This window comes from Cupriavidus pauculus (assembly GCF_002858765.1).
GTDB lineage: Bacteria > Pseudomonadota > Gammaproteobacteria > Burkholderiales > Burkholderiaceae > Cupriavidus > Cupriavidus pauculus_B.
This window is the reverse complement of the sequence record NZ_PJRP01000015.1, coordinates 1-25054: the sequence shown is the minus strand read 5'-3', so window position 1 is coordinate 25054 and position 25054 is coordinate 1. Positions and strand designations below refer to the sequence as shown.

The 25054-nt window shown below is 66.6% G+C and carries 24 protein-coding genes; 4 read left to right on the top strand and 20 right to left on the bottom strand.

All coding sequences use genetic code 11. The annotated features are described in order from the left end of the window. Positions 1-222 precede the first annotated feature (222 nt). A complete protein-coding gene (locus tag CYJ10_RS24975; RefSeq protein ID WP_180863054.1) occupies positions 223-1116 on the top strand; it encodes an NmrA family NAD(P)-binding protein in 894 nt (297 codons plus the stop codon). Positions 1117-1122: 6 nt separating this feature from the next. Here the strand turns inward: CYJ10_RS24975 and CYJ10_RS24970 are convergent, their stop codons facing one another. Then, positions 1123-2538 carry a DHA2 family efflux MFS transporter permease subunit gene (locus tag CYJ10_RS24970; RefSeq protein ID WP_257993531.1) on the bottom strand — a complete coding sequence of 472 codons (1416 nt, stop codon included), beginning with the start codon at positions 2536-2538 and terminating at the stop codon, positions 1123-1125. Between the two features lie 164 nt (positions 2539-2702). Then, the gene (locus CYJ10_RS24965; RefSeq protein ID WP_101684135.1) at positions 2703-3173 is read right to left on the bottom strand and encodes an SRPBCC family protein; all 471 of its coding nucleotides are present in this window, start codon (positions 3171-3173) and stop codon (positions 2703-2705) included. Between the two features lie 218 nt (positions 3174-3391). Between CYJ10_RS24965 and CYJ10_RS24960 the strand changes: the two genes are divergently transcribed. After that, complete coding sequence (locus CYJ10_RS24960) at positions 3392-3802, top strand: VOC family protein (protein ID WP_101684134.1); 411 nt, start codon at positions 3392-3394, stop codon at positions 3800-3802. A 130-nt stretch (positions 3803-3932) separates the two neighbouring features. On the opposite strand, the gene aceB is transcribed toward CYJ10_RS24960, so the two are convergent. Beyond that, positions 3933-5516, bottom strand: a complete 1584-nt coding sequence (gene aceB, locus CYJ10_RS24955; protein ID WP_101684133.1) for a malate synthase A — start codon at positions 5514-5516, stop codon at positions 3933-3935. A gap of 48 nt (positions 5517-5564) precedes the next feature. Then, on the bottom strand, positions 5565-6266 hold the full coding sequence (locus tag CYJ10_RS24950) for a haloacid dehalogenase type II (RefSeq protein ID WP_101684132.1): 702 nt from the start codon (positions 6264-6266) through the stop codon (positions 5565-5567). A gap of 95 nt (positions 6267-6361) precedes the next feature. On the opposite strand from CYJ10_RS24950, the gene CYJ10_RS24945 reads away from it, so the two are divergent. Next, a complete protein-coding gene (locus CYJ10_RS24945; RefSeq protein ID WP_374703306.1) occupies positions 6362-7390 on the top strand; it encodes a LysR family transcriptional regulator in 1029 nt (342 codons plus the stop codon). Between the two features lie 132 nt (positions 7391-7522). Then, positions 7523-7957, top strand: coding sequence for a universal stress protein (locus CYJ10_RS24940; RefSeq protein ID WP_101684130.1), 435 nt, complete (start codon positions 7523-7525; stop codon positions 7955-7957). Positions 7958-8080: 123 nt separating this feature from the next. Here CYJ10_RS24940 and aceA read toward each other — a convergent pair whose 3' ends face one another. The 16 genes from aceA to CYJ10_RS24860 all read right to left on the bottom strand — a co-directional run bounded on the left by aceA (position 8081) and on the right by CYJ10_RS24860 (position 24730). After that, positions 8081-9376: an isocitrate lyase gene (gene aceA, locus CYJ10_RS24935; RefSeq protein WP_101684129.1), complete on the bottom strand. Its 1296-nt coding sequence runs from the start codon at positions 9374-9376 to the stop codon at positions 8081-8083. Positions 9377-9681: 305 nt separating this feature from the next. Then, on the bottom strand, positions 9682-10650 hold the full coding sequence (locus tag CYJ10_RS24930; RefSeq protein WP_101684128.1) for an alpha/beta fold hydrolase: 969 nt from the start codon (positions 10648-10650) through the stop codon (positions 9682-9684). A gap of 91 nt (positions 10651-10741) precedes the next feature. Further along, a complete protein-coding gene (locus CYJ10_RS24925) occupies positions 10742-11161 on the bottom strand; it encodes a gamma-glutamylcyclotransferase family protein (RefSeq protein ID WP_101684127.1) in 420 nt (139 codons plus the stop codon). A gap of 136 nt (positions 11162-11297) precedes the next feature. Next, complete coding sequence (locus CYJ10_RS24920) at positions 11298-12173, bottom strand: LytR/AlgR family response regulator transcription factor (protein ID WP_101684126.1); 876 nt, start codon at positions 12171-12173, stop codon at positions 11298-11300. Between the two features lie 54 nt (positions 12174-12227). Next, a complete protein-coding gene (locus tag CYJ10_RS24915; RefSeq protein ID WP_101684125.1) occupies positions 12228-13385 on the bottom strand; it encodes a sensor histidine kinase in 1158 nt (385 codons plus the stop codon). 385 nt (positions 13386-13770) lie between these two features. After that, positions 13771-14718, bottom strand: coding sequence for a CysB family HTH-type transcriptional regulator (locus CYJ10_RS24910; RefSeq protein ID WP_101684124.1), 948 nt, complete (start codon positions 14716-14718; stop codon positions 13771-13773). Next, positions 14715-15821: a sulfate/molybdate ABC transporter ATP-binding protein gene (locus CYJ10_RS24905; RefSeq protein WP_101684123.1), complete on the bottom strand. Its 1107-nt coding sequence runs from the start codon at positions 15819-15821 to the stop codon at positions 14715-14717. The genes CYJ10_RS24910 and CYJ10_RS24905 overlap by 4 nt, the downstream gene beginning before the upstream one ends. Next, positions 15818-16708: a sulfate ABC transporter permease subunit CysW gene (gene cysW, locus CYJ10_RS24900; protein ID WP_101684122.1), complete on the bottom strand. Its 891-nt coding sequence runs from the start codon at positions 16706-16708 to the stop codon at positions 15818-15820. The genes CYJ10_RS24905 and cysW overlap by 4 nt, the downstream gene beginning before the upstream one ends. Before the next feature lies 1 nt (position 16709). Continuing rightward, positions 16710-17645 carry a sulfate ABC transporter permease subunit CysT gene (gene cysT, locus CYJ10_RS24895; protein WP_101684121.1) on the bottom strand — a complete coding sequence of 312 codons (936 nt, stop codon included), beginning with the start codon at positions 17643-17645 and terminating at the stop codon, positions 16710-16712. 108 nt (positions 17646-17753) lie between these two features. Continuing rightward, the gene (locus CYJ10_RS24890) at positions 17754-18419 is read right to left on the bottom strand and encodes an RBBP9/YdeN family alpha/beta hydrolase (RefSeq protein WP_101684120.1); all 666 of its coding nucleotides are present in this window, start codon (positions 18417-18419) and stop codon (positions 17754-17756) included. Between the two features lie 114 nt (positions 18420-18533). Beyond that, the gene (locus CYJ10_RS24885; RefSeq protein ID WP_101684266.1) at positions 18534-19349 is read right to left on the bottom strand and encodes an EAL domain-containing protein; all 816 of its coding nucleotides are present in this window, start codon (positions 19347-19349) and stop codon (positions 18534-18536) included. A gap of 39 nt (positions 19350-19388) precedes the next feature. Continuing rightward, on the bottom strand, positions 19389-20306 hold the full coding sequence (locus CYJ10_RS24880; protein ID WP_101684119.1) for an ATP-binding cassette domain-containing protein: 918 nt from the start codon (positions 20304-20306) through the stop codon (positions 19389-19391). 15 nt (positions 20307-20321) lie between these two features. After that, positions 20322-21215 carry an aliphatic sulfonate ABC transporter permease SsuC gene (ssuC, locus tag CYJ10_RS24875; RefSeq protein ID WP_257993519.1) on the bottom strand — a complete coding sequence of 298 codons (894 nt, stop codon included), beginning with the start codon at positions 21213-21215 and terminating at the stop codon, positions 20322-20324. A gap of 13 nt (positions 21216-21228) precedes the next feature. Next, a complete protein-coding gene (ssuD, locus tag CYJ10_RS24870; protein WP_101684118.1) occupies positions 21229-22392 on the bottom strand; it encodes an FMNH2-dependent alkanesulfonate monooxygenase in 1164 nt (387 codons plus the stop codon). Between the two features lie 68 nt (positions 22393-22460). Continuing rightward, positions 22461-23480: a sulfonate ABC transporter substrate-binding protein gene (locus CYJ10_RS24865; protein WP_101684117.1), complete on the bottom strand. Its 1020-nt coding sequence runs from the start codon at positions 23478-23480 to the stop codon at positions 22461-22463. Between the two features lie 242 nt (positions 23481-23722). Further along, entirely contained in the window at positions 23723-24730 is a 1008-nt protein-coding gene (locus tag CYJ10_RS24860; protein ID WP_066733457.1) for a sulfate ABC transporter substrate-binding protein, read from the bottom strand. Positions 24731-25054: the final 324 nt, after the last annotated feature.

The window sequence follows — 25054 nt, the reverse complement described above, 5'->3', positions numbered from 1 at the left end:
GCGTAGCCTGTGGCGTGCATGTGTCACGCGCGTGAAGCACCTGTATCCGCTGTGTGACAGTCGCGCTACCATGCGCACCATGACATCTGCCTTCCTTGCTTCCCGCTAGGGATCCCAAGCCATTCCGCCCGGTACGCCTGCCCTGTCACGCGTGCCGGATACGCGTGCCAGTGACCGGCCGGGCCGGATCATTGGCGCCGCGCCATGTCGCAAGGAAATGTCATGCAGACGCAGAAACTTCTGGTGACCGGGGTATCCGGGCACTACGGCCGCCTCGCGGCCACCCATCTGATGGAATCCCACCCAGCCGGACGGATTGGCACCACCCGCACGCCATCGCTGGCGCAGGATCTGGCCGACCAGGGGGTCGATGTCCGCCAGGCCGATTTCGACCAGCCCGCAGGCCTGACGCAGGCATTTGCCGGGGCGCACCGCATGCTGCTGACCAGCACGGCGGCGGAATGCGCCGGGGCTCGGCGCGTGCGGCAGCATCGGCACGCGATTGCCGCCGCGCAGGAAGCCGGTGTCGGGCATATCGTCTATGCCTCGTTCATGGCCGGCGCCGATTCGCCGCTGGCCGCGCTGGCCGCTGACCACCTGGCGACCGAACAGGCCTTGCGTGCCGCCGGCATCGGCCATACGGTGTTGCGCCACGCGTTCTACATGGAGATGGTGCTCGCCACGGCTCGCCAGGCCATGGCGTCGGGCGTGCTGCGGACGCTGAACGCCAGCGCCGGCGTGGCCTATGTCGCCCGTGCCGATTGCGCGCTGGCCGGTGCCTGCGCGTTGCGCGCCGACCCTGCTGCATCGGGTGCGACCTACGACATCACCGGCCCGCAGGCGGTCACACCGACGGCCCTCGCGCAGGCCATCGGCGCCTGCCTGGGTGTCGAGGTCAAGGTGGAAGAGGTGTCGGAAGACGTGTTGCGCGCCGGACTGGTTGCCGGCGGCCTGCCCGACCCGGTCGCCGGCATGCTCGTCTATCTGGAGCGCGGCATGGCGCAGGGTGCGATGCAGGCGGTCAGCCCCGACTTTCGGCGGCTGACCGGACGCGAGCCGTGCGGTGTCGAATCATTCCTGATCCAACACCGCGACGCCCTGGGCGCGATCCGCTAAGGGCGGTCAGCCTGCAGGCACCGGCCGCGGGCGGATACGCCACGCGGCCAGCATGGCCGTGGCGATCACGACCCCCACGGCCAGGAACGTCTCGTCGAAGGCCTGGATGCGCGCGGCCTGCGCCGCCGCATCGCCGCCCGCGCCCAGCACCGCGCCATGCTCGGCCAGGCGCCATTGCAGGCCCACCCCAGCCAGGCTCACGCCAATCGCCCCGCCCAGCTGCCGCAGGAAATTGATGCAGCTGGAACCCTGCGGAATCATCGAGAAATCAACGCCCCGCATCGACCCAAGCGTCAGCGAGGGCAGGATGCATCCCAGGCCAATGCGGCCGATCACCGCGTACAACACCAGCAGCACGTACGGCGTGGCCATCGACCCGGTAGCCATCAGCAGGAACGATCCCGCCAGCAGCGCCAGCCCGAACGACACCTGGCGGTGCGGCAGGATGCGGTTGGTCAGGCGCCCGGCCACGGCGATGGTCACCGCCAGCGCGATGCCGGCCGGCATCAGCACCAGGCCCGCCGCCGACGGCGTATAGGCCAGCGCCATCTGCATGTAGACCGGCAACAGGTAGGTGGAACCGAACAGCCCCGCGCCATAGATGAAGGCCACCACGGCGCCCGCCGCGAACTGGCGATAGCTGTAGAGCCGCATGTTCATCAGCGGATCGGGCGCGCGCAACTGCCAGGCGACGAAGCCCGCCAGCATCAGCACGCCGAACACCGCCAGCCCGACGCCTTCGCCGGCGTTGGTGCGCATTTCCACCAGGCCGTTGAGCAGGCTCACCGTGGCCACGCCCACCAGGGCCAGGCCGCGCCAGTCCAGCGGCTTGCGCTCGCCCATCATGGCCGAATCCACGGCCATGTAGCGCCGCGCCATCCACAAGCCGGCCAGCGTCAGCGGCACCACCACGAAGAAGATGGATCGCCAGCCGAACAGCTCGACCAGGAAACCGCCCACGCTGGGCCCCATGGCCGGCGCCAGCACCACGCCAAACCCGAACAGCGACAGCGCCTTGCCCTGCTCGCGCTCATCGAACACGCGCAGGATGAAGATATTGGGTAGCGGCTGCATGATGCCGGCGGCAATGCCTTCGGCCACGCGCATGGCCAGCATCACGCCAAACGTGGGCGAGAATCCGCCGATCAGCCCGCCCACGCCCAGCAGCATCAGCGAGCCGATGAACGTGCGGCGCAGGCCGTAGCGGTTGAGCAGCCACGGGGTCAGCAGCATCGACAGCGTCATGGCGATCATGAAGCTGGCGGCTACCCACTGGGCGCGCTCCTGGCCCAGCAAGAAATGCCGGCTCAGATCGGGAATGGCGACATTGACGATGGTCGACGACACGATCGACGACATCGTGCCGAGCATCAGCGTGACCAGGATCAGCCAGCGCAGGCGGTCGCCGTAGCGGGCGCGCAGGTCGGCACGCGTCGGGCCGCCCCGGCTGTACGATGGGCCCGACGGTGGGTCCGGCTGGTCCGGCTCCCCCGGCTCCCCCGGCTCGCCCGGCCCATGCGGCCCGCCTGTTCCTCCTCCGTGGGCATCCCCGCTGCCGGTACGTGCCGGCGCAGTGGATGGGCGGCTCACCCGAGCCGTCCCGTGGCGGCGATTTCGCGAATCTTGCGGACGGTATCGAGGTCGGCCTCGTGATAGGCCGACTTGACGATCTCCGCGTAGCGGTTGTCGCCGCTCGCGTCCACGTTGGGCATGGTGGTCTGGTAGATGAAGCGGACCAGCAGCGCGCCAGGCGCCGGGGTCTCGATGATCATTTCCAGCGTGCCACCCGCGTGTTCGGCCGTGGGGGCCGACTCGTACCGCACCGCGCGGCGCGGTTCGTAGGCCACGCGGTCGCTCACGCTGGCCTTGCCGAAGTGCAGCACGCGCTCGATCCAGCCATCGCCCCGGCCGACAATCTCGGCGCTATCCAGCCCAAGCATGAACAGTTCCGGCGATTCCGCACGCAGCACAAGGCCTTGCCAGAGCTGGTCCGGCGTCAGCGGCTCCAGCGTGGGGTTGCCTGCGTCATTGATTTCCACCAGGTGTTCAAAGCGCAACTTGAATCTCCAGATCGTAGATTTCCGTATTATGGGGCCTCCCGCGCGCCGTTGCCCGCCCCCCGTGCTACCGGTTGGGGCGGCGGACTGCGCATCACTCCTGACAACTGGTGTCAGGAGCCCGGGCGCACAATGCTCGCCCGGTGTCAGATAGCGTCAGGAGCCGTCAGGAGCGGCCGCCCGGCGCCGCGTATCGGGAGAACGCTCAGGAGGCAGGCATGGAGTTGTTGATCAACATCGACGTCGATGACCTCGAACGCGGCATCGGCTTTTATGAGGCTGGGCTGGGATTGCGGCTCAAGCGCAAGCTGTTCGACGGCACGGTGGCCGAACTGCACGGCGCCTGCGCGCCGGTGTATCTGCTGGCCAAGGCGCCTGGCACGGTCGCCACCACACGGGCCGACACCCGGCGCGACTATGTGCGGCACTGGACCCCGGTGCATCTGGACTTTGTGGTCGAATCGCTGGAACCGGCCATCGAGCGTGCGCTCGACGCGGGCGCCGAAATCGAGGACTGGCCGAGGGAATTCGACTGGGGCCGCCAGGCGATGCTGTCCGACCCATTCGGGCACGGACTGTGTTTTATCGAGTGGAAGGGCCAGGGGTACGGAGCGGAGGGTACCCAATAAAAATCGCCCCGTGCGAAAAGAGCGCCCCGCAACGCCGGGCGCCCTCACCCGCCCAACAAAAAACCCCACGGCTCGCACCGTGGGGTTTTGACTTGGCGTTTTGGCGAAACTGCCATCGCCAGGGCTGACTTCAGACTTCCTCGTACAGCGGCAGCGTCAGGAATTCGGCAAAGTCTTCCGACGTCGACATCTGCTCGAAGATCTTGGCGGCGCGGTCGTAGGTCGGGCCCGTGCCCGCCACTTCCTTGACCTTGGCCAGTTCTTCCGGAATCAGCGCGCGCACCAGCTCGGCGGTGACCTTGCGGCCGTCCTCGAGCTTGCCCTTCGGCGAGCGGATCCACTGCCAGACCTGCGAACGCGAGATCTCGGCCGTGGCGGCGTCTTCCATCAGGTTGTGGATCGGTACGCAGCCGTTGCCAGCCAGCCAGGCGCCCAGGTAGTGGATGCCGACGTTGATGTTCATGCGCAGGCCGTGTTCCGTGATCGGCGTTTCCGGCTGGAAGTCCAGCAGGTCGGCGCCCTTCACTTCCACGTCCATGCGCTGCTTCTCGAACTGGTTGGGCTTGTCGCCCAGCACGGCCACGAATTCCTTCATCGCCGGCTCGACCAGGCCCGGGTGGGCCACCCAGCCGCCGTCGTAGCCGTCGGTGGCGTCACGACGCTTGTCGCTGATGATGCCTTCCATGGCGATGGCGTTCTTTTCCGGATCGTTCTTGATCGGGATCAGTGCGCTCATGCCGCCGATGGCGGGCGCACCGCGCTTGTGGCAGGTCTTCAGCAGCAGCAGCGCGTACGAGCGCATGAACGGCGCGGTCATCGTCACCTTGGCGCGGTCGGCCAGGCAGAAGTTCTTGTCCACCTTGAACTTCTTGATGCACGAGAAGATGTAGTCCCAGCGGCCGGCGTTCAGGCCAGCGCTGTGGTCACGCAGTTCGTACAGGATTTCTTCCATCTCGAACGCAGCCAGGATGGTCTCGATCAGCACCGTGGCCTTGACCGTGCCTTGCGGCAGGCCAACTTCCTTCTGTGCCATCACGAAGACGTCGTTCCACAGGCGCGCTTCGAGATGGCTTTCCATCTTCGGCAGGTAGAAGAACGGGCCGTCGCCGCGGGCGATCTGTTCCTTGGCGTTGTGGAACAGGAACAGCGCGAAGTCGAAAATGCCGCCCGAGACGCGCTTGCCGTCGATCGTGACGTGCTTTTCGTCCAGGTGCCAGCCGCGCGGACGCACCTGCAGCGTGGCGATCTTGTCGTTGAGCTTGTAGTGCTTGCCGTTGCTGTCCAGCGTCAGCGTGCGGCGCACGGCGGCCTTCAGGTTCACCTGACCCTGCATCTGGTTGTGCCAGTTCGGGGTGTTGGAGTCCTCGAAGTCGGTCATGTAGCTGTCAGCGCCCGAATTGAAGGCGTTGATGACCATCTTGGCTTCGACCGGACCGGTGATTTCCACGCGGCGGCATTCCAGTGCCTTCGGCACCGGGGCTACCTTCCAGTCGCCTTCGCGGATGTTCTTCGTTTCCGGCAGGAAATCGGGGATTTCGCCGGCGTCCAGGCGCTTTGCGCGTTCCACGCGCGCGGCCAGCAGTTCCTGGCGGCGCGGCTCGAAGGCGCGGTGCAGCTTGTCGACCAGGGCCAGGGCTTCCGGCGTGAGGATGTCTTCGTAAGCCGGCAGGATCTCGCCGGTAATCTTCATGCCCGCGGGCAGCGTGATAGCCATCAGTCTTCTCCTGTAGGTGCGATGGTGTGTTAAGGGGGGCCTGGCCTGTCAGAGCGCTGCGCCCGAGGCGGCAACGAAGGCAAGCAGGTCGTTCATGTCGTGCCCGGTGCCGGTGGGCGCCACGTCCAGGCGCTCCGCCGGATGGCCGGCACGGTTGATCCAGTAGGTGGTGTAGCCAAACCACGTGGCGCCGCAGGCGTCCCAGCAGTTCGACGAGACAAACAGGATCTCGCCGGCCGGCAGGTCGAAGGCCTTCGGGCCCAGCGCGTAGGCGGCCGGCGCGGTCTTGTACTGCTTCACGGTGTCGACCGACAGCACGTGGTCGAACAGCCCATGCATGCCGGCGCTCTTGACCGCGATGTCGAGCATCTCCGGGTTGCCGTTGGACAGGATGCCCAGCGGCAGGTTGGCGCGGCGCAGCCGCTTGAGTGCCGCCAGGTTCTCCGGGAACGCCGACAGGCACGCATATTCCTTGAGCAGCTGCGCCTGCCCGGCGTCATCGAGCTTCAGTTCCAGCCGTTCGGCGGCATAGCGCAACGCATCGATCGTGATGTCCCAGAACGGCTTGTAGCGCGCCCCGTCCGGCGCGGCCAGCGAGCGCAGCCGGGTGTAGTCGATCTGCCGCTCGCGCCACAGCAGCGCCAGCGCCTCGCCCTTGCCCGGAAACAGTTGCTCGGCGCGCGCCGTGGCCGAATACACGTCGAACAGCGTGCCGTAAGCATCGAAGACTACCGCGCGAATTTTGTTCATCTGTCAAAACGCCAAGGACTGAATGGACCTGTACACGATTGAATGCATGGAATTCTAGTGTTGCGCTGCAGTGCGGCAAATAGGCTCGCTGTCACTTGATCTTTTACTTTTGCACTACTAATCTTGGCCATCCCCATCAAGACTCGTGTACAACCGAGCTAACTTCCGTGGACCACTTCAAGCAACTGGAGACTTTTGTGTCGGTCGCATCACGTGGCAGCCTGTCGGCCGCCGCCGCAGCCGAAGGCGTGGCGCCGGCCATCATCGGCCGCCGCATCGATGCCCTGGAAGAGCGGCTCGGCGTCAAATTGCTGGTACGCACCACCCGCAAGATCACGCTGACGTTCGAAGGCTCCGCGTTCCTGGAAGACTGCCAGCGCATCCTCAACGACCTCCACAATGCCGAAGCCAGCGTCTCCGCCGGCGGGGTCAAGGCCAGCGGCCACCTGCGGGTCACCGCGCCGGCAGGCTTCGGCCGCAAGCACGTGGCACCCCTGGTGCCGCTGTTCATCGAATCCCACCCCGACGTCACGCTTACGCTCGACCTGTCCGACCGCGTGGTCGACCTGGTCAACGAAGGCTTCGACTGCGCGATCCGGCTGGGCGACCTGCCCGACTCCAGCCTGGTATCGATCCGCCTGGCCGAAAACCGCCGCGTGGTCGTGGCGTCGCCCGAATACCTGGCGCGCGCCGGCACCCCCGCCCTGCCCGAAGACCTTGCCCGCCACAACTGCCTGCACTTCGGCGCCAGCGCCAACGTGCAGCGCGGCTGGGTGTTCCAGCAGGACGGCCGCGCCGTCACCGTCAAGGTGGGCGGCAACATGGAATGCACCGACGGTGCCGTACTCCACGCCTGGTGCCTGCAGGGCCACGGCCTGGCCTGGCGCTCCTGGTGGGAAGTCGGCCAGGAAATCGTCAGCGGCCGCCTCGTGACCGTGCTCGACGAATTCCAGGCGCCGCCCATCGGCATCCACGCCGTCTTTCCGCAACGCAAGCACCTGCCCCTGCGCGTGCGACTGTTTATCGACCATCTCAAGAACACCTATGGCAACCCGGCCTACTGGCGCCGCGCCGAACAGGCGCCCAGCAGTGCGGCCGCCGAAGTCCATGCTGTCGTTGCGTAGCACCGTCCGTACGCTGTCAATCGCAGATTCTTGATATTTCACAATGACGGACACTGCACACTGACTACAATCGATGCAGACAGGCGCTCCGCTGGCCTGCCCCCGTTCCCACTCGTGAAAGGAGGTCCCGGTATGTTCAAGCACATCCTGCTGCCCACCGACGGTTCGGAGCTGTCCAAGAAGGCCATAGACGGCGGCCTGGAACTGGCCAAGGTCATCAATGCCCGCGTCACCGCCTACGTCTGTCTTGAGGAATATCCGTATACGCCCTTCAGCGAGATCGTGGTCGAGGCCCCGCAGGCGTTCAAGGAACGCATCGAGAACCAGGCCCGGCTGTACCTGAAGGAAATCGAGTCCGCCGCCGTGGCCGGCGGCCTGCCTTTCGACGCCGACATGACCACCTTCGCCGTGCCCTATCTGGGCATCATCGACGCGGCGGAACGCCATGGCTGCGACGTGATCTTCATGGCCTCGCACGGCCGGCGCGGCCTGTCAGGGCTGCTGCTCGGCAGCGAAACGCAAAAGGTGCTCACGCATACGGATATTCCGGTGATCGTTTATCGGTAAACCAGTAGTCCGACTAAGTCCCACACCGAGAAAAAAGCCGCGCCGTGGGTCTCACGGCGCGGAGCCAAACTGACGGCGCGATGGTCGCACGCCGTCCCCGAATCCCCTTTCCGGTCAGGTGGCTCAGGCCACCTTCTTGTCGAAGAACTGTTCGTCTTCGGTCGATCCCTTGAGCGCGGTCGTCGACGACTGGCCGCCCTCGATGGTCTGCGTCACGGCGTCGAAGTACCCGGTGCCCACTTCGCGCTGGTGCTTGACGGCGGTGAAGCCCTTCTCGGCAGCGGCGAACTCGGCTTCCTGCAACTCCACGAAGGCCGACATCTGGTTGCGGGCGTAGCCGTGGGCCAGGTTGAACATCGAGTAGTTCAGCGAGTGGAAGCCGGCCAGCGTGATGAACTGGAACTTGTAGCCCATGGCGCCCAGCTCGCGCTGGAACTTGGCGATGGTGGCGTCGTCCAGGTTCTTCTTCCAGTTGAACGACGGCGAGCAGTTGTAGGCCAGCATCTTGCCCGGGAACCTGGCATGCACCGCCTCGGCAAACTTCTTCGCGAACTCCAGGTCGGGCTTGCCGGTCTCGCACCACACCAGGTCGGCCACCTCGGCGTAGGCCAGGGCACGCGCGATCGACTGGTCGATGCCTGCCTTGGATCGGAAAAAGCCTTCCACGGTGCGTTCGCCGGTCAGGAACGGCTGGTCGCGCTCGTCCACGTCCGACGTCACCAGGTCGGCGGCCTCGGCATCGGTACGGGCGATCACCAGGGTCGGCACGCCCGACACGTCGGCGGCCAGGCGCGCGGCAGTCAGCTTGGCCACGGCCTCGCGGGTCGGCACCAGCACCTTGCCACCCATGTGGCCGCATTTCTTCACCGAAGCGAGCTGGTCTTCAAAGTGAACGCCGGCCGCGCCCGCGTCGATCATCGACTTCATCAGTTCAAACGCGTTCAGCACGCCGCCAAAGCCGGCCTCGGCATCGGCGACGATCGGCGCGAAGAAATCGGTATCGCCCTTGCCTTCGCTCCACTGGATCTGGTCGGCGCGCTGGAACGTGTTGTTGATGCGCTTGACGACCATCGGCACCGAGTTGGCCGGGTACAGCGACTGATCCGGATACATTTCACCGGCCAGGTTGGCGTCGCCGGCCACTTGCCAGCCCGACAGGTAGATGGCCTTCAGCCCGGCCTTGACCTGCTGCATGGCCTGATTGCCGGTCAGCGCGCCCAGCGTGTTGACGAACGGCTCCGTGTTCAGCAGGTGCCAGAGCTTCTCGGCGCCGCGGCGGGCCAGCGTGTGCTCGATCTGGACCGAACCACGCAGCTTGACCACGTCTTCGGCCGTGTAATGACGTTGCACGCCCTTCCAGCGCGGGTTGGTATCCCAGTCCTTCTGAAGGGCGTCGATCTGTTGTTGGCGGGTCGTCATGTTCACTCTCCTGGTAACGATTTCGAGATGGCATGGAAATCGGTGACCGCTCCCCGTCTGCTGCCAGGCGGGGCTCTGGGACGCTGTGCGTTGCACGTCTCAGATCATGTGTCTTATATAAGAGTGTAGGGAAGCATCCCGCGTTGCAACAAGCGCTGATCGTAAGCCGGCCACAGTTTTTTAATTGATATAAATCAATATGTTACACGCGACATTTCACGATACGGCACGACATTTTTCAGGATGAGAAATGCCAAGGCCCATGTGCGGGCCTGCATTTTTGCGGACCAAAACATTATTCCGCATCATGAAATTTTGGCAGCCTCCGGGTCGACACGGGCCGCCTCCAGCGCGGGTGACGCGGCCGTGCCATCGAGATGGTCGACAAACTCGCCCACCATGGCGGCCATGCGCTGCGGATGCGACAACGGCAGCCAGTGGTGCGCGTCGATCTGGCGGCGCCATAGCCGGGCCACCCAGCGGCCGAGATCCTCGGTCACGGCCGGCCGCACATAGCGGTCGCGCGTGGGCACGATGACCTGCACCGGCGCATGGGCCCGGCGCTCGCGCGGCGCACGCAGCCGTGCGCGGATGTTGGCGCGATACAGCCGCAACCCGTGGATGCCGTCGGCCGTCTGCGTGGGATTGGCCGGCACGTGCAGCCCTTCGGTGCGACGCAGCCAGAATGGCCAGCCACGCCCGAGCCAGAGCTTCCAGTTCCATTCGGGCAGCAACGGGATATGAAAGAACACGATGTACCACGACGCCAGGGCCTGGCGCAGCGTGGCGCCCCATTGCTTCAGGCTGCGGCGTCCACCGGCGCGCAGCGCGCTGGCCGCGTGGTCCAGGCACGGCCCGGAACACGACGTGAACGACGCGATACGCCCATAGAGGCGCGGATCGGTCACGAATTCCCAGCCCTGGATCGACCCCCAGTCATGGCCCACCAGATGCACCGGCCGATCCGCCGATACGGCGTCGACAATGGCGATGAAATCGTCGGCCAGCCGTTCCAGGCGATAGTCCGCTACATCGGGCGGTGCATCGGACTGCCCTGCCCCGCGCACGTCGTAGGCGATCACATGGAACCGCACTGCCAGCGCCTGCGCCACGCCGTGCCACACCTCGCTGTTGTCCGGGTAGCCATGCACCAGCACCACCACGGGATGCGCAGGATCGCCCCAGGCCGAGGCGGTCAGGCGGACGCGGCCGGACTGGACGTGAAATCGAAGCGGCGCCCTTGCGGAAGGCGCGAGCGGAGGCGGCAGGGTCATGGCAGGCGTTGTGCGCCGACTGGGTCGGATGTCATCGCAGCCATGCTAACGCCGTCACGGGCCGCGTGACGGCGTTTGAAATGTTTCGTCTTCAGGCAGCCACGGCGGTGTCGCGTGCCTGGCGATAGGCCACCCAGTCGCCGCCGTCGATGCGGGCCAGGCCAGCCACCGCGGCGTCGGCCACCGGATACAGCAGGCAATCGGTCGGCGCGCCGTCCAGCATCACGGGCTGGGTTTCGCGGACAAACAGCGTGGCCTGCCCCGGGTAGACCTCCTCGATTTCGTCCAGCACCGGCAGCAACGCTTCGGGGATGTCGTACACGTCGCCAAGCACCGGGCCGGCCGATGCGTCGAGCACCAGGCCCGGATAGGTGCCGAAGTCATAGAGGCGCCCGGCAATGCTGGCCGTGCCGACCAGAGTCGCCGCTCCGATACCATGCCGCACGGCTGCCTGGTTCAGATCGTTGACCTCGCCGGCACGAAGGGTGCCGTAGACAAACACACGCTGCATGGCGCAATCCTTTGCTGACGGAAACGGGAAATGCCCATGGTAGAGGAAGCCGCGCGGCGACGAAACCTTCGTGCCGGGTTTCCCCACCGTGGTGCAGTCCGCCCCAGCGTCCCCCCGTATCAGCCGGGATCCGGCCCTACATCTGCTTGAACAGGTGCGCGTACTGCCTGGCAACCGGCAGCGATTCCGGCCGATCGCGCAGCTTCAGCGACAGGCGCCCCAGCGACTGGTTCACGGCACTGGCCACGCAATCGATATTGACCACCGTACCCCGATGGATCTGCCAGAAGCGGTCGGGGTCCAGCTGCTGCGTCAGCTCGCGCAGGCTGGTGCGGATCAGCGCCTCGCCGCTGGTAGACACCACGTTCACGTACTTGTCGGTGGCTTCGAGGTACACCACTTCATCCACGGGGATAATCCGCACCTCCTGCCCCACCAGCGCCTTGATAAAGCGCAGGTAGTGGCCGCGCGGGGCTGCGGCGGGCTGCTCCAGGGATTCGAGCCGCTGCAGCAGTTGCGCCAGCCGGTCCGTGTCGACCATCGTGCCGATGTCGGTGGCGGCCCCGCCATCATCCGCATCGCCCCCATCGTCGGCGTCGCCGGCATCGGCGTCGTCATATTCCGCCGCTTCGGCCGCCTTGGCGCTCAGGCGCGCCTTCAGGCGCCCCACCGTGGCCTCCAGCCGTTCGTGCTGCACGGGCTTCAGCACGTAGTCCACCGCTGCGCGTTCAAAGGCTTCCAGCGCAAACTGGTCATAGGCCGTGACAAACACTACCAGCGGCGGGCGATCGAACTCGATCAGATCGCGCGCCACGTCCATGCCGCTCATGCCCGGCATGCGGATATCCAGGAACGCCACATCGGGCTGGTGGGTGCGCGCGGCCTCGAGCGCGGCCATGCCGTCATGCACCACGGACACGATCGTGGCTTCCGGCCACAGGGCTTTCAGTTCGGCTTCGAGAACGCGGGCGAGCAGCAGCTCGTCGTCGGCGATCAGCAGGGTCGGAGACATGTGGGACGAATGTCAGGGACGGAACGGTTGAGGGGGGGCGTGGTTCGGGTGCGCTCAGGGACGAGAGATGGCCGGCGTGACCGTGGCGGGCGCAGCGGGGCGCGCGTCCGGCGCGGCGCGCATCGGTACGAACGTGGGCTCGTTGCTGCGCGTGAGCGGCAGCGTCAGCCGCACCACCACGCCGCGCGGCGTGTTCTCTTCCATCTGCATCGTGGCCGCCGCGCCAAAAATGCGCGCCAGCCGCTCGCGTACGTGGGTCAGCCCGAGACCGGAACCACCCTTGCTGCTCTGGGAGAAGCCCACGCCGCTATCGGCGATCAGCACCTGCAGGCTACCGTCTTCGGCCTGGCGGGCGGACAGCATGATCCTGCCGCCGCGCATACAGGGTTCGATGCCGTGCGTGACGGCGTTTTCCACCAGCGGCTGGATCAGCATCGGCGGAATCTCGGCATCGGCCAGCGCCGGCGGCAGGTCCACCTCGTAGTCGAGCCGGGCGCCGAAGCGCATGCCCTGGATGTCGAGGTAGCTGCGCAGCAGCTCGAATTCCTGGGCCAGCGTGCAATGCTCGGCGCGCGTGTGCGACAGCGACATGCGCAGGAAGCCGATCAGCCGCTGCAGCAACTGGCGCGCCGCACGCGGATCGGTGGCGATCAGGCCGTCCAGGTTGGCCAGCGAATTGAACAGGAAGTGCGGCTCGATCTGGGCCTGCAGGGCCATCAGCTGGGCGCGGACCAACTGCTTTTCGGCCTCTTCGCGCTGCAGGGCGTCCAGCGCCGCCTGACGTTCCAGATAGGCCAGCTTTTCGCGCGACCAGTAGAAATAGATCATGCTGGCCGACGCCAGCATGCCGACGATCAAACACATGCGCAGCATGTCGCCGGTGGCCGCCGCCGATTTTTCGGGCAGGTTCAGCAATTCGCGCGTGCACCAGCTGCCCAGCACCACGCCCATCGGCACGGCCACCACGGCCAGGCACATGAACGGCCAGCGGCGCGGCCGGTCGTTCCACCAGATCAGCACGCGCGGCACGTCGATCAGCACCCAGATCGACAGGCCGATCAGCTGGCTGTAGACAAAGTTCTGCACCAGCGTGCCGCCGGTCTGGAAGCCGTAGTTGAGGCTGACCGCGATGACGGTGTTCATGCAGAGCACGAACAGCAGGTCTCGCGCAAGAATATTGAGCCGCGACGGCACCGCGCATGACATGCGCATATCTCTCTCCCTCCTTCTGCTCCACAAACCGCGTGCAAATCTGTGATGCACTGCAGCATAGGCAGTGACCCGGGCATTCGGCGCATACCGGGCACCACGATGAAGGGCACTTTACGCTGGAGCGCGACGGGAGAAAAGCACCGTGCGACGAACCGGCGGCAGACGGCGCGAGAGGTTCAGGAATTCGACCGGCGGGTCGTACGCGCGTTTGAAGTCACGCGGGGGGATCAGGCGGGCGCGGGACGGCCTGCCTGGCGGTGTTTCCGGGGCAGATCGGGGCGCAGATCGGGGCGCGGATCGGCGGGAAGGTCGCCGGGAAGGTCGGCGGCTGCCCGAGATGCCCGGGCAGCCCTCCTGGCAGCAACCAGGCCGACGACAGACGGCCTCAGGCCGCCACCGCCAGCCGGCTCGTCGCCTCGGCCATCGCGGTCGACACGGTGTCGCGCGACAGGTGCGGCGCGAACATGTTGATGAACGCATGGGCGTAGCCGCGCAGATAGGCACCGCGCCGCACGGCCACGCTGGTGGTGTTGGGCTCGAACAGGTGGTCGGCCGAAATCTGCGTCAGCCCGGCGTCCTTGCGCGAGTCGTACGCCATCGACGCGATGATGCCCACGCCCAGTTCCAGTTCGGCATAGGTCTTGATCACGTCGGCGTCCATGGCGGTCAGCACGATCTCGGGCTGCAACCCGGCGGCGGCAAACGCGCCATCGATCTTGCGGCGTCCGGTAAAGCCGGCGTCGTACGTGATGATCGGGAAATTGCACAGGTCTTCGAGCGTGGGCTCGGGCAGGCGCGTCAGCGGATGCTCCGGCGACACCACTATCACGTGCTGCCAGCTGTAGGCCTCGAACGACGTCAGCCCCGCCTCGCTGGCCACTGCCTCGGTGGCGATGCCGATGTCGGCCTGGCCCGTCAGCAGCAGCTCCACGATATGCGACGGCGACGCTTCCTGCAGCGCCAGCGTGACGTGCGGATATTCGCGCCGGAAGCTCTGCACCACCCTGGGCAGCGCGTAGCGGGCCTGGGTGTGGGTGGTGGCCACGGTCAGGCGGCCGGTATGGCGGCCCGCGAACTCGTCGCCAGCCTGGCGCAGGTTCTCGGCTTCCTGCAGCAGTCGTTCGACGATCCGCACGATCTCCCGGCCCGGCTCGGTCAGCCCGGTCAGGCGCTTGCCGTAGCGCTCGAAAATCTCCACGCCCAGTTCTTCCTCCAGCTCGCGGATCTGGCGCGACACGCCCGGCTGCGACGTGTACAGCGCGTTGGCGACTTCGGTCAGGTTGAACTGGCGGCGCACCGCCTCGCGAATCGATCGCAGTTGCTGGAAGTTCATCGTGCCGCCCCTTGTTCCTGTGTTGTTGTCTGGTTGCGGTTGAAGACGCGCAGCTGGCGCGGTCGCACCGCCAGCAGTTCGCCCTCGCGGAAGCCCTGGTGGCGGAAGCGCTCCAGCGGCAGCGCTACTTCAATCACGTCCTGGTTGTCCTCGCGTTCCAGTTCCAGCTGGGCCACCGGGCCCAGCGTCAGCGCGCGGCGCAGCGTCACGGCGATGCCGTCGCTGCCCGGCGCGTAGCGCTCCAGTTCCAGGTCGTGCGGGCGGACGTACGCCACCGCGTCGCCGGCCGTCTCGTGGCCGCTGCCCACCACGGGCAGCACCGCCTCGCCGGTATGCAGCAGACCGCCGCTGTCGCCCACTTCCAGGCGACCGTGGAACAGGTTCACGTTGCCCAGGAAGCCGAACACGAACGGCGTGGCCGGATGGTTGTAGACCGCCTCGGGCGTGCCGAACTGCTCCACGCTGCCACGGTTCATCAGCACCACCTGGTCGGCCACTTCGAGCGCCTCTTCCTGGTCGTGGGTCACGAACACGCTGGTCACGTGCAGTTCGTCATGCAGCCGGCGCAGCCAGCGGCGCAGTTCCTTGCGCACCTTGGCATCGAGCGCGCCGAACGGCTCGTCGAGCAGCAGCACGCGCGGCTCCACGGCCAGCGCGCGGGCCAGCGCGATACGCTGGCGCTGGCCGCCCGACAGTTGCGCCGGGTAGCGGTCGCCCAGCCAGTCGAGCTGCACCAGTTCCAGCAGCGACTTCACCTTTTCGCGGATCTTCGCCTCGGACGGCCGCTCGGCGCGCGGCTTCACGCGCAGGCCGAAGGCCACGTTCTCGAACACGGTCATGTGCTTGAACAGCGCGTAGTGCTGGAACACGAAGCCCACGTTGCGCTGGCGCACGTGCGTGGACGAGGCGTCCTGCCCGGCCAGCACCACCTGGCCCGCATCGGCGCGTTCCAGCCCGGCGATGATGCGCAGCAGCGTGGTCTTGCCGCAGCCGGACGGCCCCAGCAGCGCCGTCAGTTCCCCTTCGGCAAAGTCCAGCGAGACGTCGTTGAGCGCCACGAAGTCGCCAAAGCGCTTCTGCACGTTCCTGACCTGAATGCTCATGATGGCTGTCCTTGCGATGCGTGTTCACGGCTGGCGCGTACTTCCACCAGCGTCTTGATTCCGAGTGTGACCAGCGCCAGCAGCGTCAGCAGGGACGCCACCGCGAACGCGGCCGCGAAGTTGTATTCGTTGTAGAGAATTTCCACGTGCAGCGGCATGGTGTTGGTCAGGCCGCGGATATGGCCCGATACCACCGACACGGCACCGAACTCGCCCATCGCCCGCGCGTTACACAGGATCACGCCGTACAGCAGGCCCCAGCGGATGTTTGGCAGCGTCACGTGCCAGAACGTCTGCCAGCCCGAGGCACCCAGCACGATGGCCGCCTCTTCCTCCTCGCTGCCCTGCGACTGCATCAGCGGAATCAGCTCGCGCGCCACGAACGGGAAGGTCACGAAGATGGTGGCCAGCACGATGCCCGGCACCGCGAACATGATCTTGATGTCGTGCGCTTCCAGCCACGGGCCGAACCAGCCCTGCGCGCCGAACATCAGCACGTAGATCAGGCCGGAGATCACGGGCGACACCGAGAACGGCAGGTCGATCAGCGTGATCAGCAGGTTCTTGCCCCGGAAGTCGAACTTGGCGATGGCCCAGGCCGCCGCCACGCCGAACACCACGTTCAGCGGCACCGCGATGGCCGCCACGGTCAGCGTCAGCTTGATGGCGTCGACCGCATCGGGCTCGATCAGCGCCGCCAGGTAGGTGTCCAGGCCCTTGCGCAGCGCCTCGTAGAACACCGAAGCCAGCGGCACGAACAGGAACAGCGCCAGGAACAGCACCGCGACCGTGATCAGCGTGTAGCGCACCCACGGCGATTCGCCCGTGGCCGCTTGCGGATGGGGGGTGGCCGCCGGGCCGCCCAGTCGGGAAACAGCGCCGGCCATGTCAGTTTGCCTCCGGGTTGCCGTCAGGCAGCGCGGCAGCGCGGGCACCGGTCTGGTGGCGGCGCGTCCAGGCCTGCAGCAGGTTGATCAACAGCAGCAGCACGAACGAGATCACCAGCATCACCACGGCCACCGCCGTGGCGCCGGCATAGTCGTACTGCTCCAGCTTTGAATAGATCATCAGCGGCGCGATCTCGGACACCATCGGCATGTTGCCGGAGATGAACACCACCGATCCGTACTCGCCGGTGGCACGCGCGAACGACAGCGCAAAGCCGGTCAGCAGCGCCGGCAGGATGGCCGGCAGGATCACGCGCCCGAACGTCTGCAGGCGCGACGCGCCCAGGCTGGCCGCCGCTTCCTCCAGTTCGCGCTCCACGTCTTCCAGCACCGGCTGCACCGTGCGCACCACGAACGGCAGGCCGATGAACGTCAGCGCCACCACCACGCCCAGCGGCGTGAACGCCACCTTGATGCCGTGCGGCTCCAGCCAGCGGCCGATCCAGCCATTGCCGGCAAACAGCGCGGTCAGCGCAATACCGGCCACGGCGGTGGGCAGCGCGAACGGCAGGTCCACCAGCGCATCGATAAAGCGCTTGCCGAAGAAGCGGTAGCGCACCAGCACCCAGGCCACGATCAGTCCGAACGCCGTGTTGATGATGGCCGCGATCAGCGACGCGCCAAAGCTCAGTTCCAGCGACGCCACCACGCGCGGATTGCTTACCGTCGTCCAGAAGCCATCCCAGCTCAGCGTGAAAGTCTTCAGGAACACCGCCGACAGCGGGATCAGGACAATCAGGGTCAGGTAGAAGATGGTGAAGCCAAGCGACAGCCCGAAGCCCGGCAACACGGTAAAGCGCTGGGCCGGCGCCACGCGCAGGGGCGCGGCACTGGCCGTCGGCGGGGGCGCGTCCGCCAGGGAAATCGAGGAAGGCATGCGTGTCTCGTCTTATGAAACCGGCGCATAAGGCGCCGGTGTACGAGACAAATTTTGCAGATGCGCCCTTATAAACAGAACGAATCTTTCCGAATTTTCTTAGACGTTTTAGATATAAGGCGATGTCTGGGCGACCTCCGCGGACGCCTCCCAGGTGTCCGAACCGTCTCCAAGGTGCAGAATACGTCCCTTCGAGTCGATCCGTTGCAGCAAAGTGGCGAGCAAGGCCTGGCCGGCCGGCCATTCGTCGAGGCGGGAATCGGCATTGATATGGCCGAGCGCCCCCGCATCCACCAGTTCGCTGCCCCACAGGGTGCCCCAGCTGAACGCGGTGCGCTGCGACATCCATGGGTCATTGGTGCTGGCCACCAGCACGGTCGGGAATGGCAGCCGCCAGGTGGGCAGCAAGGCGCCCACGCCGAACTTGTCCGGATCGGCCGGGGCCACCAGCAGCGCGCCGGCAATGCCGACCGGGTCCAGCGACGCCTGGCGCAGCGTGGCCAGGCAGCCGAAGCTGTGCGCCACCAGCACCGCGCCGCGCGATGCCACGCGCAGCGCGCGCGACACGCCTTCCGAGACACGTTCGGCCCACAGCGGCAGGCTGGGGCGTCCCCAGTCGTGCTGCTCGATGCGCTGCCAGTCCGGGTACAGCCCTTCCCAACGGCTTTGCCAATGCGCGGGCCCGCTGCCATGCAGGCCCGGTACGGTCAGAATCTGCAGGCCGCGCGGCACTTCCAGCCGCGCGACACCGCCCGATAGAGTCGATGCCGCCATACGCTCTCCTTCTCAGCTGCGATTGTTCAAGTCTTATGGGTATTGCGCGTTGCGCTTCTTGTTGCCGGCCAGTTGCCGGCTCGTTGCACCTGGGTACTGCGAGGGCGATGCCGCCTATGACGCACTGCCGCTCTGGATCGGTTCCCGCAAATGCCGTGCCGGCACCGGGCCGCCGGCTACGGCCTCGCCCTGCCCCAGCGCGATGCCCGCGTTCTGCAGCCGCTCCACGGCTTCGTCGTTCTGCAGCCGCCGGCCGATCAGCGTGACACCGGTGCCGTCGGCGCTGGCACGCAGGCCGGCAAGCTGGCGGTCGGTCCAGATACGACGCATGTCGAGCTTGAGCCAGTCGGGCAACGCATGCGCCATCAGCGCGCCGGCCTCGGCCGGGTCGGACGCCTGCAGGCTCACGGCAAACCCGTTGCGGCGATAGTTGCCCACCACGTGCAGCAGCAGTGGCAAGTCGTCATTGGCACTGGCAGGCACCTGGATCACGAAGCGGTCCACGGGCAGGCCCAGAGACTCCAGTGCGCGCCGGAATGCCGCGCCGTGGTCGTCGGCCACGGCCGCCAGCAGGCGGTTGTGCACGTTGAGCACGAGCTTGTGCGCGCCATGCGCCGCGAAGTAGTTCATCGCATGCACCAGCCGCGACAGGCGGTCCAGCGACACCAGCGACGCATCGTCGGCCGCCATCGCGAACAGCTTCCAGGCGGCCAGCCCCACGCCATCGTCGGCATAGGTGCGGATGGAGCCCTCGTGGGCCACCACCTCGCGGTCGGCCAGGGTCACCAGGGGCTCGAACGCGCTGGTCAGCGAGCAGTTGAAGTACTGGCCCTGCACCTGCCCGCGCGCGTCGCGCCACAGCTCGCGGCCGGGCACGGGCTCGCGCGGGAGCGTTTCAAGGTAGTGTTCGAGTGCGGAAGCGTGGGTCATGGTGAGGTCCATGTCGGTACGCGCGGTTCGCCTGATTGCTCATGATAGAAGCTCCTCGGCGGGCCGGGCGTGAAGATTCGTTGATGATGCAGACACTGTCGATGACTGCCGCATCACGCGGCGCAGGACGGTGTCTTCGAGTTGCGCAAACGCCGCCGTTCCGCGCTGGCGCGGACGGTCAAGCGCCACGCGCTGGTCCAGTGCGATGTGGCCATCCTCGATCAGCACCACGCGATCGGCCAGCGCAATGGCCTCCGATACATCGTGTGTGACGAGTAGCGCCGTGAAACCGAGTCGGCGCCACAGCGATTCGATCAGCGCCTGCATGTCGATGCGGGTCAGCGCATCGAGCGCGCCCAGCGGCTCGTCCAGCAGCAGCAGGCGCGGATGGTGGACCAGCGCACGCGCCAGGGCCACGCGCTGGCGCTGCCCACCCGACAGGCGCGCAGGCCATTCGTCGGCACGCTCGGCCAGCCCCACCTGCGCCAGCACGGCGGCGGCATCGGCGCGGCGGTCGCGCGGCAGGCCCAGCGCAACGTTGTCGAGTACACGCTTCCAAGGCAACAGCCGTGCATCCTGGAACATCACGCGGATACTGTCCTGCAAGGTTCGGCTTTGCTGGCGATCGAGCTGGCGCCCTTGCTGATGATCGAGCAGCACGGCGCCGTCGTCGGCCGGCTCCAGCCCGGCCACCAGCCGCAGCAGCGTGCTCTTGCCGCAACCGCTGCGTCCGACGATGGCGACGAACTCGCCCGGCGTCACGTCCAGGTCGATGCCATGCAGCACCTCCCGTCCGTTGTAACGCTTGACCACCTGCTGCACGCGCAGCGCAATGCCACCGGCTGCCGGCGCCTGGCGCTGTTCGGCCGCCGCCTCGCGTCGCGCAAGGTCGCGCCGGGCCAGATCGCGCTCGGCCCACGCCAGCGCGGCCAGTTCCACGGGAAATAGCGTTTGCATGGGGATCTCTCCTTGTCAGTTGGTCTGGTAGCCCGGATGCCAGCGCAGCCAGAAGCGCTCCAGCGCGCGCGACAGCACATCGGCCAGCTTGCCCAGCAGCGCGTAGAGCAGGATGCCGACCAGCACCACGTCGGTCTGCAGGAATTCGCGCGCATTCATCGTCATATAGCCAATGCCCGACTGCGCCGAAATGGTCTCGGCCACGATCAGGATCACCCACATCAGGCCCAGCGAAAACCGCACGCCCACCAGGATGTTCGGCAGCGCGCCGGGCAGGATCACCTCGCGATACAGGCGCCAGCCCGACAGGCCATAGCTGCGCGCCATCTCCACCAGGCCCGGGTCCACCGCGCGGATGCCGTGGTACGTGTTCAGGTACACCGGAAAGAACACGCCCAGCGCCACCAGGAACAGCTTGGCCGTTTCGTCGATGCCGAACCACAGGATCACCAGCGGAATCAGCGCCAGCGTGGGGATGTTGCGCACCATCTGCAGCGTGCTGTCTAGCAGCGTGGCCGCCGTGCGGAATGTGCCGGTCAGCAGGCCCAGCGCCAGGCCAAGCCCGCCGCCCACGGCCAGGCCGATCAGCGCCCGCCAGGTGCTGACCCAGACGTGGCGCCACAGCTCGCCGGATACGGCCAGCGACCACGCCGCCTCCACCACGGCCAGCGGTGCCGGCAACACCCGGTTCGAGAGCCAGCCCAGTTGCGACGCGGCCTGCCAGACCACGATCAGCAGCACCGGCACGATCCACGGCGCCACCGCCTGCGCCACGGTTTTCTTCGTGGCGGTGTTGGCGGCCTTGTTCGCGGCGGTGTTAGCGGCCTTGCTCGCGGCCGTCTTCGCGGTCCTGTTCGCGGCGTTGTCGGCCGCGTTGTCGGCCGCGTTGTTCGATGAAAGAGTCGTCATGGTTGCCCTCTCCTCAGCTCTGCGACGCCCGCGGCACGATGCCGGTGGCCATCACTTCGCCAAACGGGCCCGACAGCACCTGACCGGGCAGCTTGTCGCGCACCGAGCGCGACAGCAGCGGGAAAACCAGCTCGGCAAACCGGTACGCCTCTTCCAGGTGCGGATAGCCCGAGAAAATGAACGTGTCGATGCCCAGCGCCGCGTATTCCTCCATGCGTGCCGCTACGGTCTGCGGATCGCCCACCAGGGCCGTGCCTGCGCCACCGCGCACCAGACCCACGCCGGCCCACAGGTTCGGACTGATTTCCAGCGCCTCGCGCGTCCGCCTGGCACCGCCCGCATGCAGCGCGGCCATGCGGCGCTGGCCTTCGGAATCCATCTTCGCGAAGACGGCCTGGGCGCGCGCCACGGTGTCGTCGTCGAGCCGGCTGATCAGTTCGTCGGCGGCGGCCCACGCCGCCGCTTCGGTTTCGCGCACGATCACGTGCAGGCGGATGCCGAAGCGCACCGTGCGGCCATGCTTCGCGGCACGGGCGCGCACGTCGGCGATCTTCTTCGCCACCTCGGCCGGCGGCTCGCCCCAGGTCAGGTAGGCCTCCACCTGCTCGGCGGCCAGGTCGTGCGCGGCCGCCGACGATCCGCCGAAATAGACCGGCGGATGCGGGCGCTGCACCGGCGGGTACAGCACGCGGGCACCCTTCACCGTGATGTGCTTGCCTTCAAAGCTGATGTCGCCGTTGTCGTGGCTGGCCGCCAGCACGTCGCGCCAGACCCGGATGAACTCGGACGATGCCTCGTAGCGCGCCGCGTGGTCGAGGAACAGCCCGTCGCCTTCCAGTTCGGCCACATCGCCGCCGGTCACCAGGTTCACGAGCAGGCGGCCGCCCGACACGCGGTCGAAGGTGGCGGCCATGCGCGCGGCCAGCGTCGGCGTCATCAAGCCCGGCCGCACGGCCACCAGGAACTTGAGCTGGCGCGTCACGGCTGCCAGCGCCGATGCAGCCACCCACGGGTCTTCGCACGAGCGGCCCGTGGGAATCAGCACGCCTTCGTAGCCCAGCGTGTCGGCGGCCACGGCGATCTGCTTCAGGTAGTCGAAATTGACTTCGCGTGCCCCTTCGGACGTGCCCAGGTAGCGGCTGTCGCCGTGGGTGGGGATGAACCAGAAAACTTGCATGTCGAGCCTCTCTTTTATCGGTTGCGATGCGCCGCCTTGGCGATTCGGCTATTCAGCGATTCACCGATTCAGCGTTGCGCCGTGGCGGCCGGCGGTTGCCAGGCAGCATCGGCCACCTTGATCGGTTTCGGAATCAGCTTCAGCGTCACAAAGGCGTCGGCAATGCGCTGCTGTTCGGCCAGCACACTGGCCGTGACCGGCTTCGCGCCATAGGAAAATCTTGAAACAGCAAGGTCGAGCACGCTCGGGTCAAGCCCGGTTTCCTTCGCCAGAAACTGCGTGGCGTCCTTGGGATTTTTCTCGGCCCACTGGCCCAGCTGCGCCAGTTCGTCGAGGATCACGTTCACGACGTCGGGGCGGGCATTCGCATAGGGACGCGACGCCAGGTAGAACTGATGGTTGCTGACCAGGTTCTTGCCGTCGGCGGTGCGGCCATCGGCCAGCACGCGGGCATCGAGCTGTTTTTCGGCGGCGGCCAGGAACGGGTCCCAGATCACCCAGGCGTCCACGGCGCCGCGCTCGAAGGCCGCGCGGGCGTCGGCGGGCGGCAGGTAGACGGGCTGGATCTCGCTCCAGGGGATGCCGGCCTTTTCCAGCTGGCGCACCAGCAGGTAGTGGACGTTCGAGCCCTTGTTCAGCGCCACGCGCTTGCCGCGCAGGTCGGCCACGGACTTCAGCGTCGAGGTCTTCGGTACGACGATGGCTTCGGACGTAGGGGCCGGCGGCTCATTGCCGATGTAGGCCAGTTGCGCCCCGGCGGCCTGCGCGAAGATCGGCGGCGCCTCGCCCACGGTGCCAAAATCGATGGCGCCCACGTTCAGGCCTTCCAGCAACTGCGGGCCGGCCGGGAATTCGGTCCACTTCACGGTGATGCCCTGCTGCGCCAGGCGCTTTTCCAGCGTGCCGCGCGCCTTGAGCAGCGTCAGCGTGCCGTACTTCTGATAGCCGATGCGCAACTGCTTCGGATTCACGGTCTGCGACTGCGCCTGGGCCGGCTTGGCCAGCAGGCCGTAAGACAGGCCGGTGGCCACCACGAGCGCGCCCAGCAGCAGGCGCCGGCGCAGGGAAAGCGGTTGGAACGATGTCATATCGGGTTCCTGAAGGGAGAATTTCGGATTCGATGGCGGCACGACGCCCTGCCGGCGCATCGCGCGGCATGCAAGAACGTCATGCGTTGGAGAAACTTCAGGTCAGGCGGGACATCGCCCCATGGCGACGCGGGATGGCAGGACAGCGAGAACAGCGGACATCTCGGGCTCCTTCGTCAGGCGCACCGGGGCGGCGGACACGATCGCTGGCGCAATCGGCCGGTGCCGCCCCGGCACTGTGATTACCGCTTGCCGGGCTGGTACACCTGGTCAAACGAACCGCCATCGGCAAAGTGCGCCTTCTGGGCCTTGGCCCAGCCGCCGAACACTTCGTCGATCGTGAACAGCTTCACCTTCGGGAAGTTGGCGGCGTACTTGGCAGCCACCTTTTCCGAGATCGGGCGGTAGTAGTTCTTCGCCGCGATCTCCTGGCCTTCGTCGGTGTACAGGAACTGCAGGTAGGCCTCGGCGGCCTTGCGCGTGCCCTTCTTGTCCACCACCTTGTCCACCACGGCCACCGGCGGCTCCGCCAGGATCGAGACCGACGGCGCCACGATGTCGAACTTGTCCGGACCCAGTTCCTTGATGGCCAGGATGGCTTCGTTTTCCCACGCGATCAGCACATCGCCCAGGCCGCGCTCCACAAACGTGGTGGTGGCGCCGCGTGCGCCCGAATCCAGCACCGGCACGTTCTTGAGCAGCTGGCCGACGAATTCCTTCGCCTTGGCCTCATTGCCGCCCGGCTGACGCAGCGCATAGCCCCACGCGGCCAGGTAGTTCCAGCGGGCGCCGCCCGACGTCTTCGGATTCGGCGTGATGACCTGCACGCCCGGCTTCACCAGGTCGTTCCAGTCCTTGATATGTTTCGGGTTGCCCTTGCGCACCAGGAAGACGATCGTCGACGTGTACGGCGATGCGTTGTGCGGCAGGCGCTTCTGCCAGTCGGGCTTCAGCAGGCCCTTCTCGGCGATGGCGTCGATGTCGTAGCCCAGCGCCAGCGTGACCACGTCGGCGTCCAGGCCGTCGATCACCGAGCGGGCCTGCTTGCCCGAACCGCCGTGCGACTGGCGAATCTGCACCGTATCGCCGCCCTGCGCCTTGTAGGCCTTGGCAAACGCGGCGTTCACGTCCACGTACAACTCGCGCGTGGGGTCATAGGAAACGTTCAGCAGGTTGGTATTGGCCAGGGCGGCCGGTGCGGCGCCGATTGCGGACAGTACTGCGAGGCCCAGGGCCAGCTTGCGAATCATGTTCAATTGCTCCCGTCAGAGTTGTCGTGAATGCCCCCGCCTGAATCGGACGGGGTTTCTGTCAGGGAGAAAGGCTACCGGCCGGGCCTTCTGAACGGAACGAATGGTTTCATCGATCCAAGCACGTTTTCTGCATAAGATCGGACGGGAATATGGGAATGCCGGAAACGCAACCTGGCGACCACGTGGCCGGCGGCCGCCCAAAAGAAAAAACCCGCAGCACCGGAGTTGCGCTGCGGGTCAAGTTTCCATTCCGGAAACGGGTAGACAAGTCATGAAGAGCGCCCCCGCATCTCCATGACGGTTCAGATATTAGCCACCCGT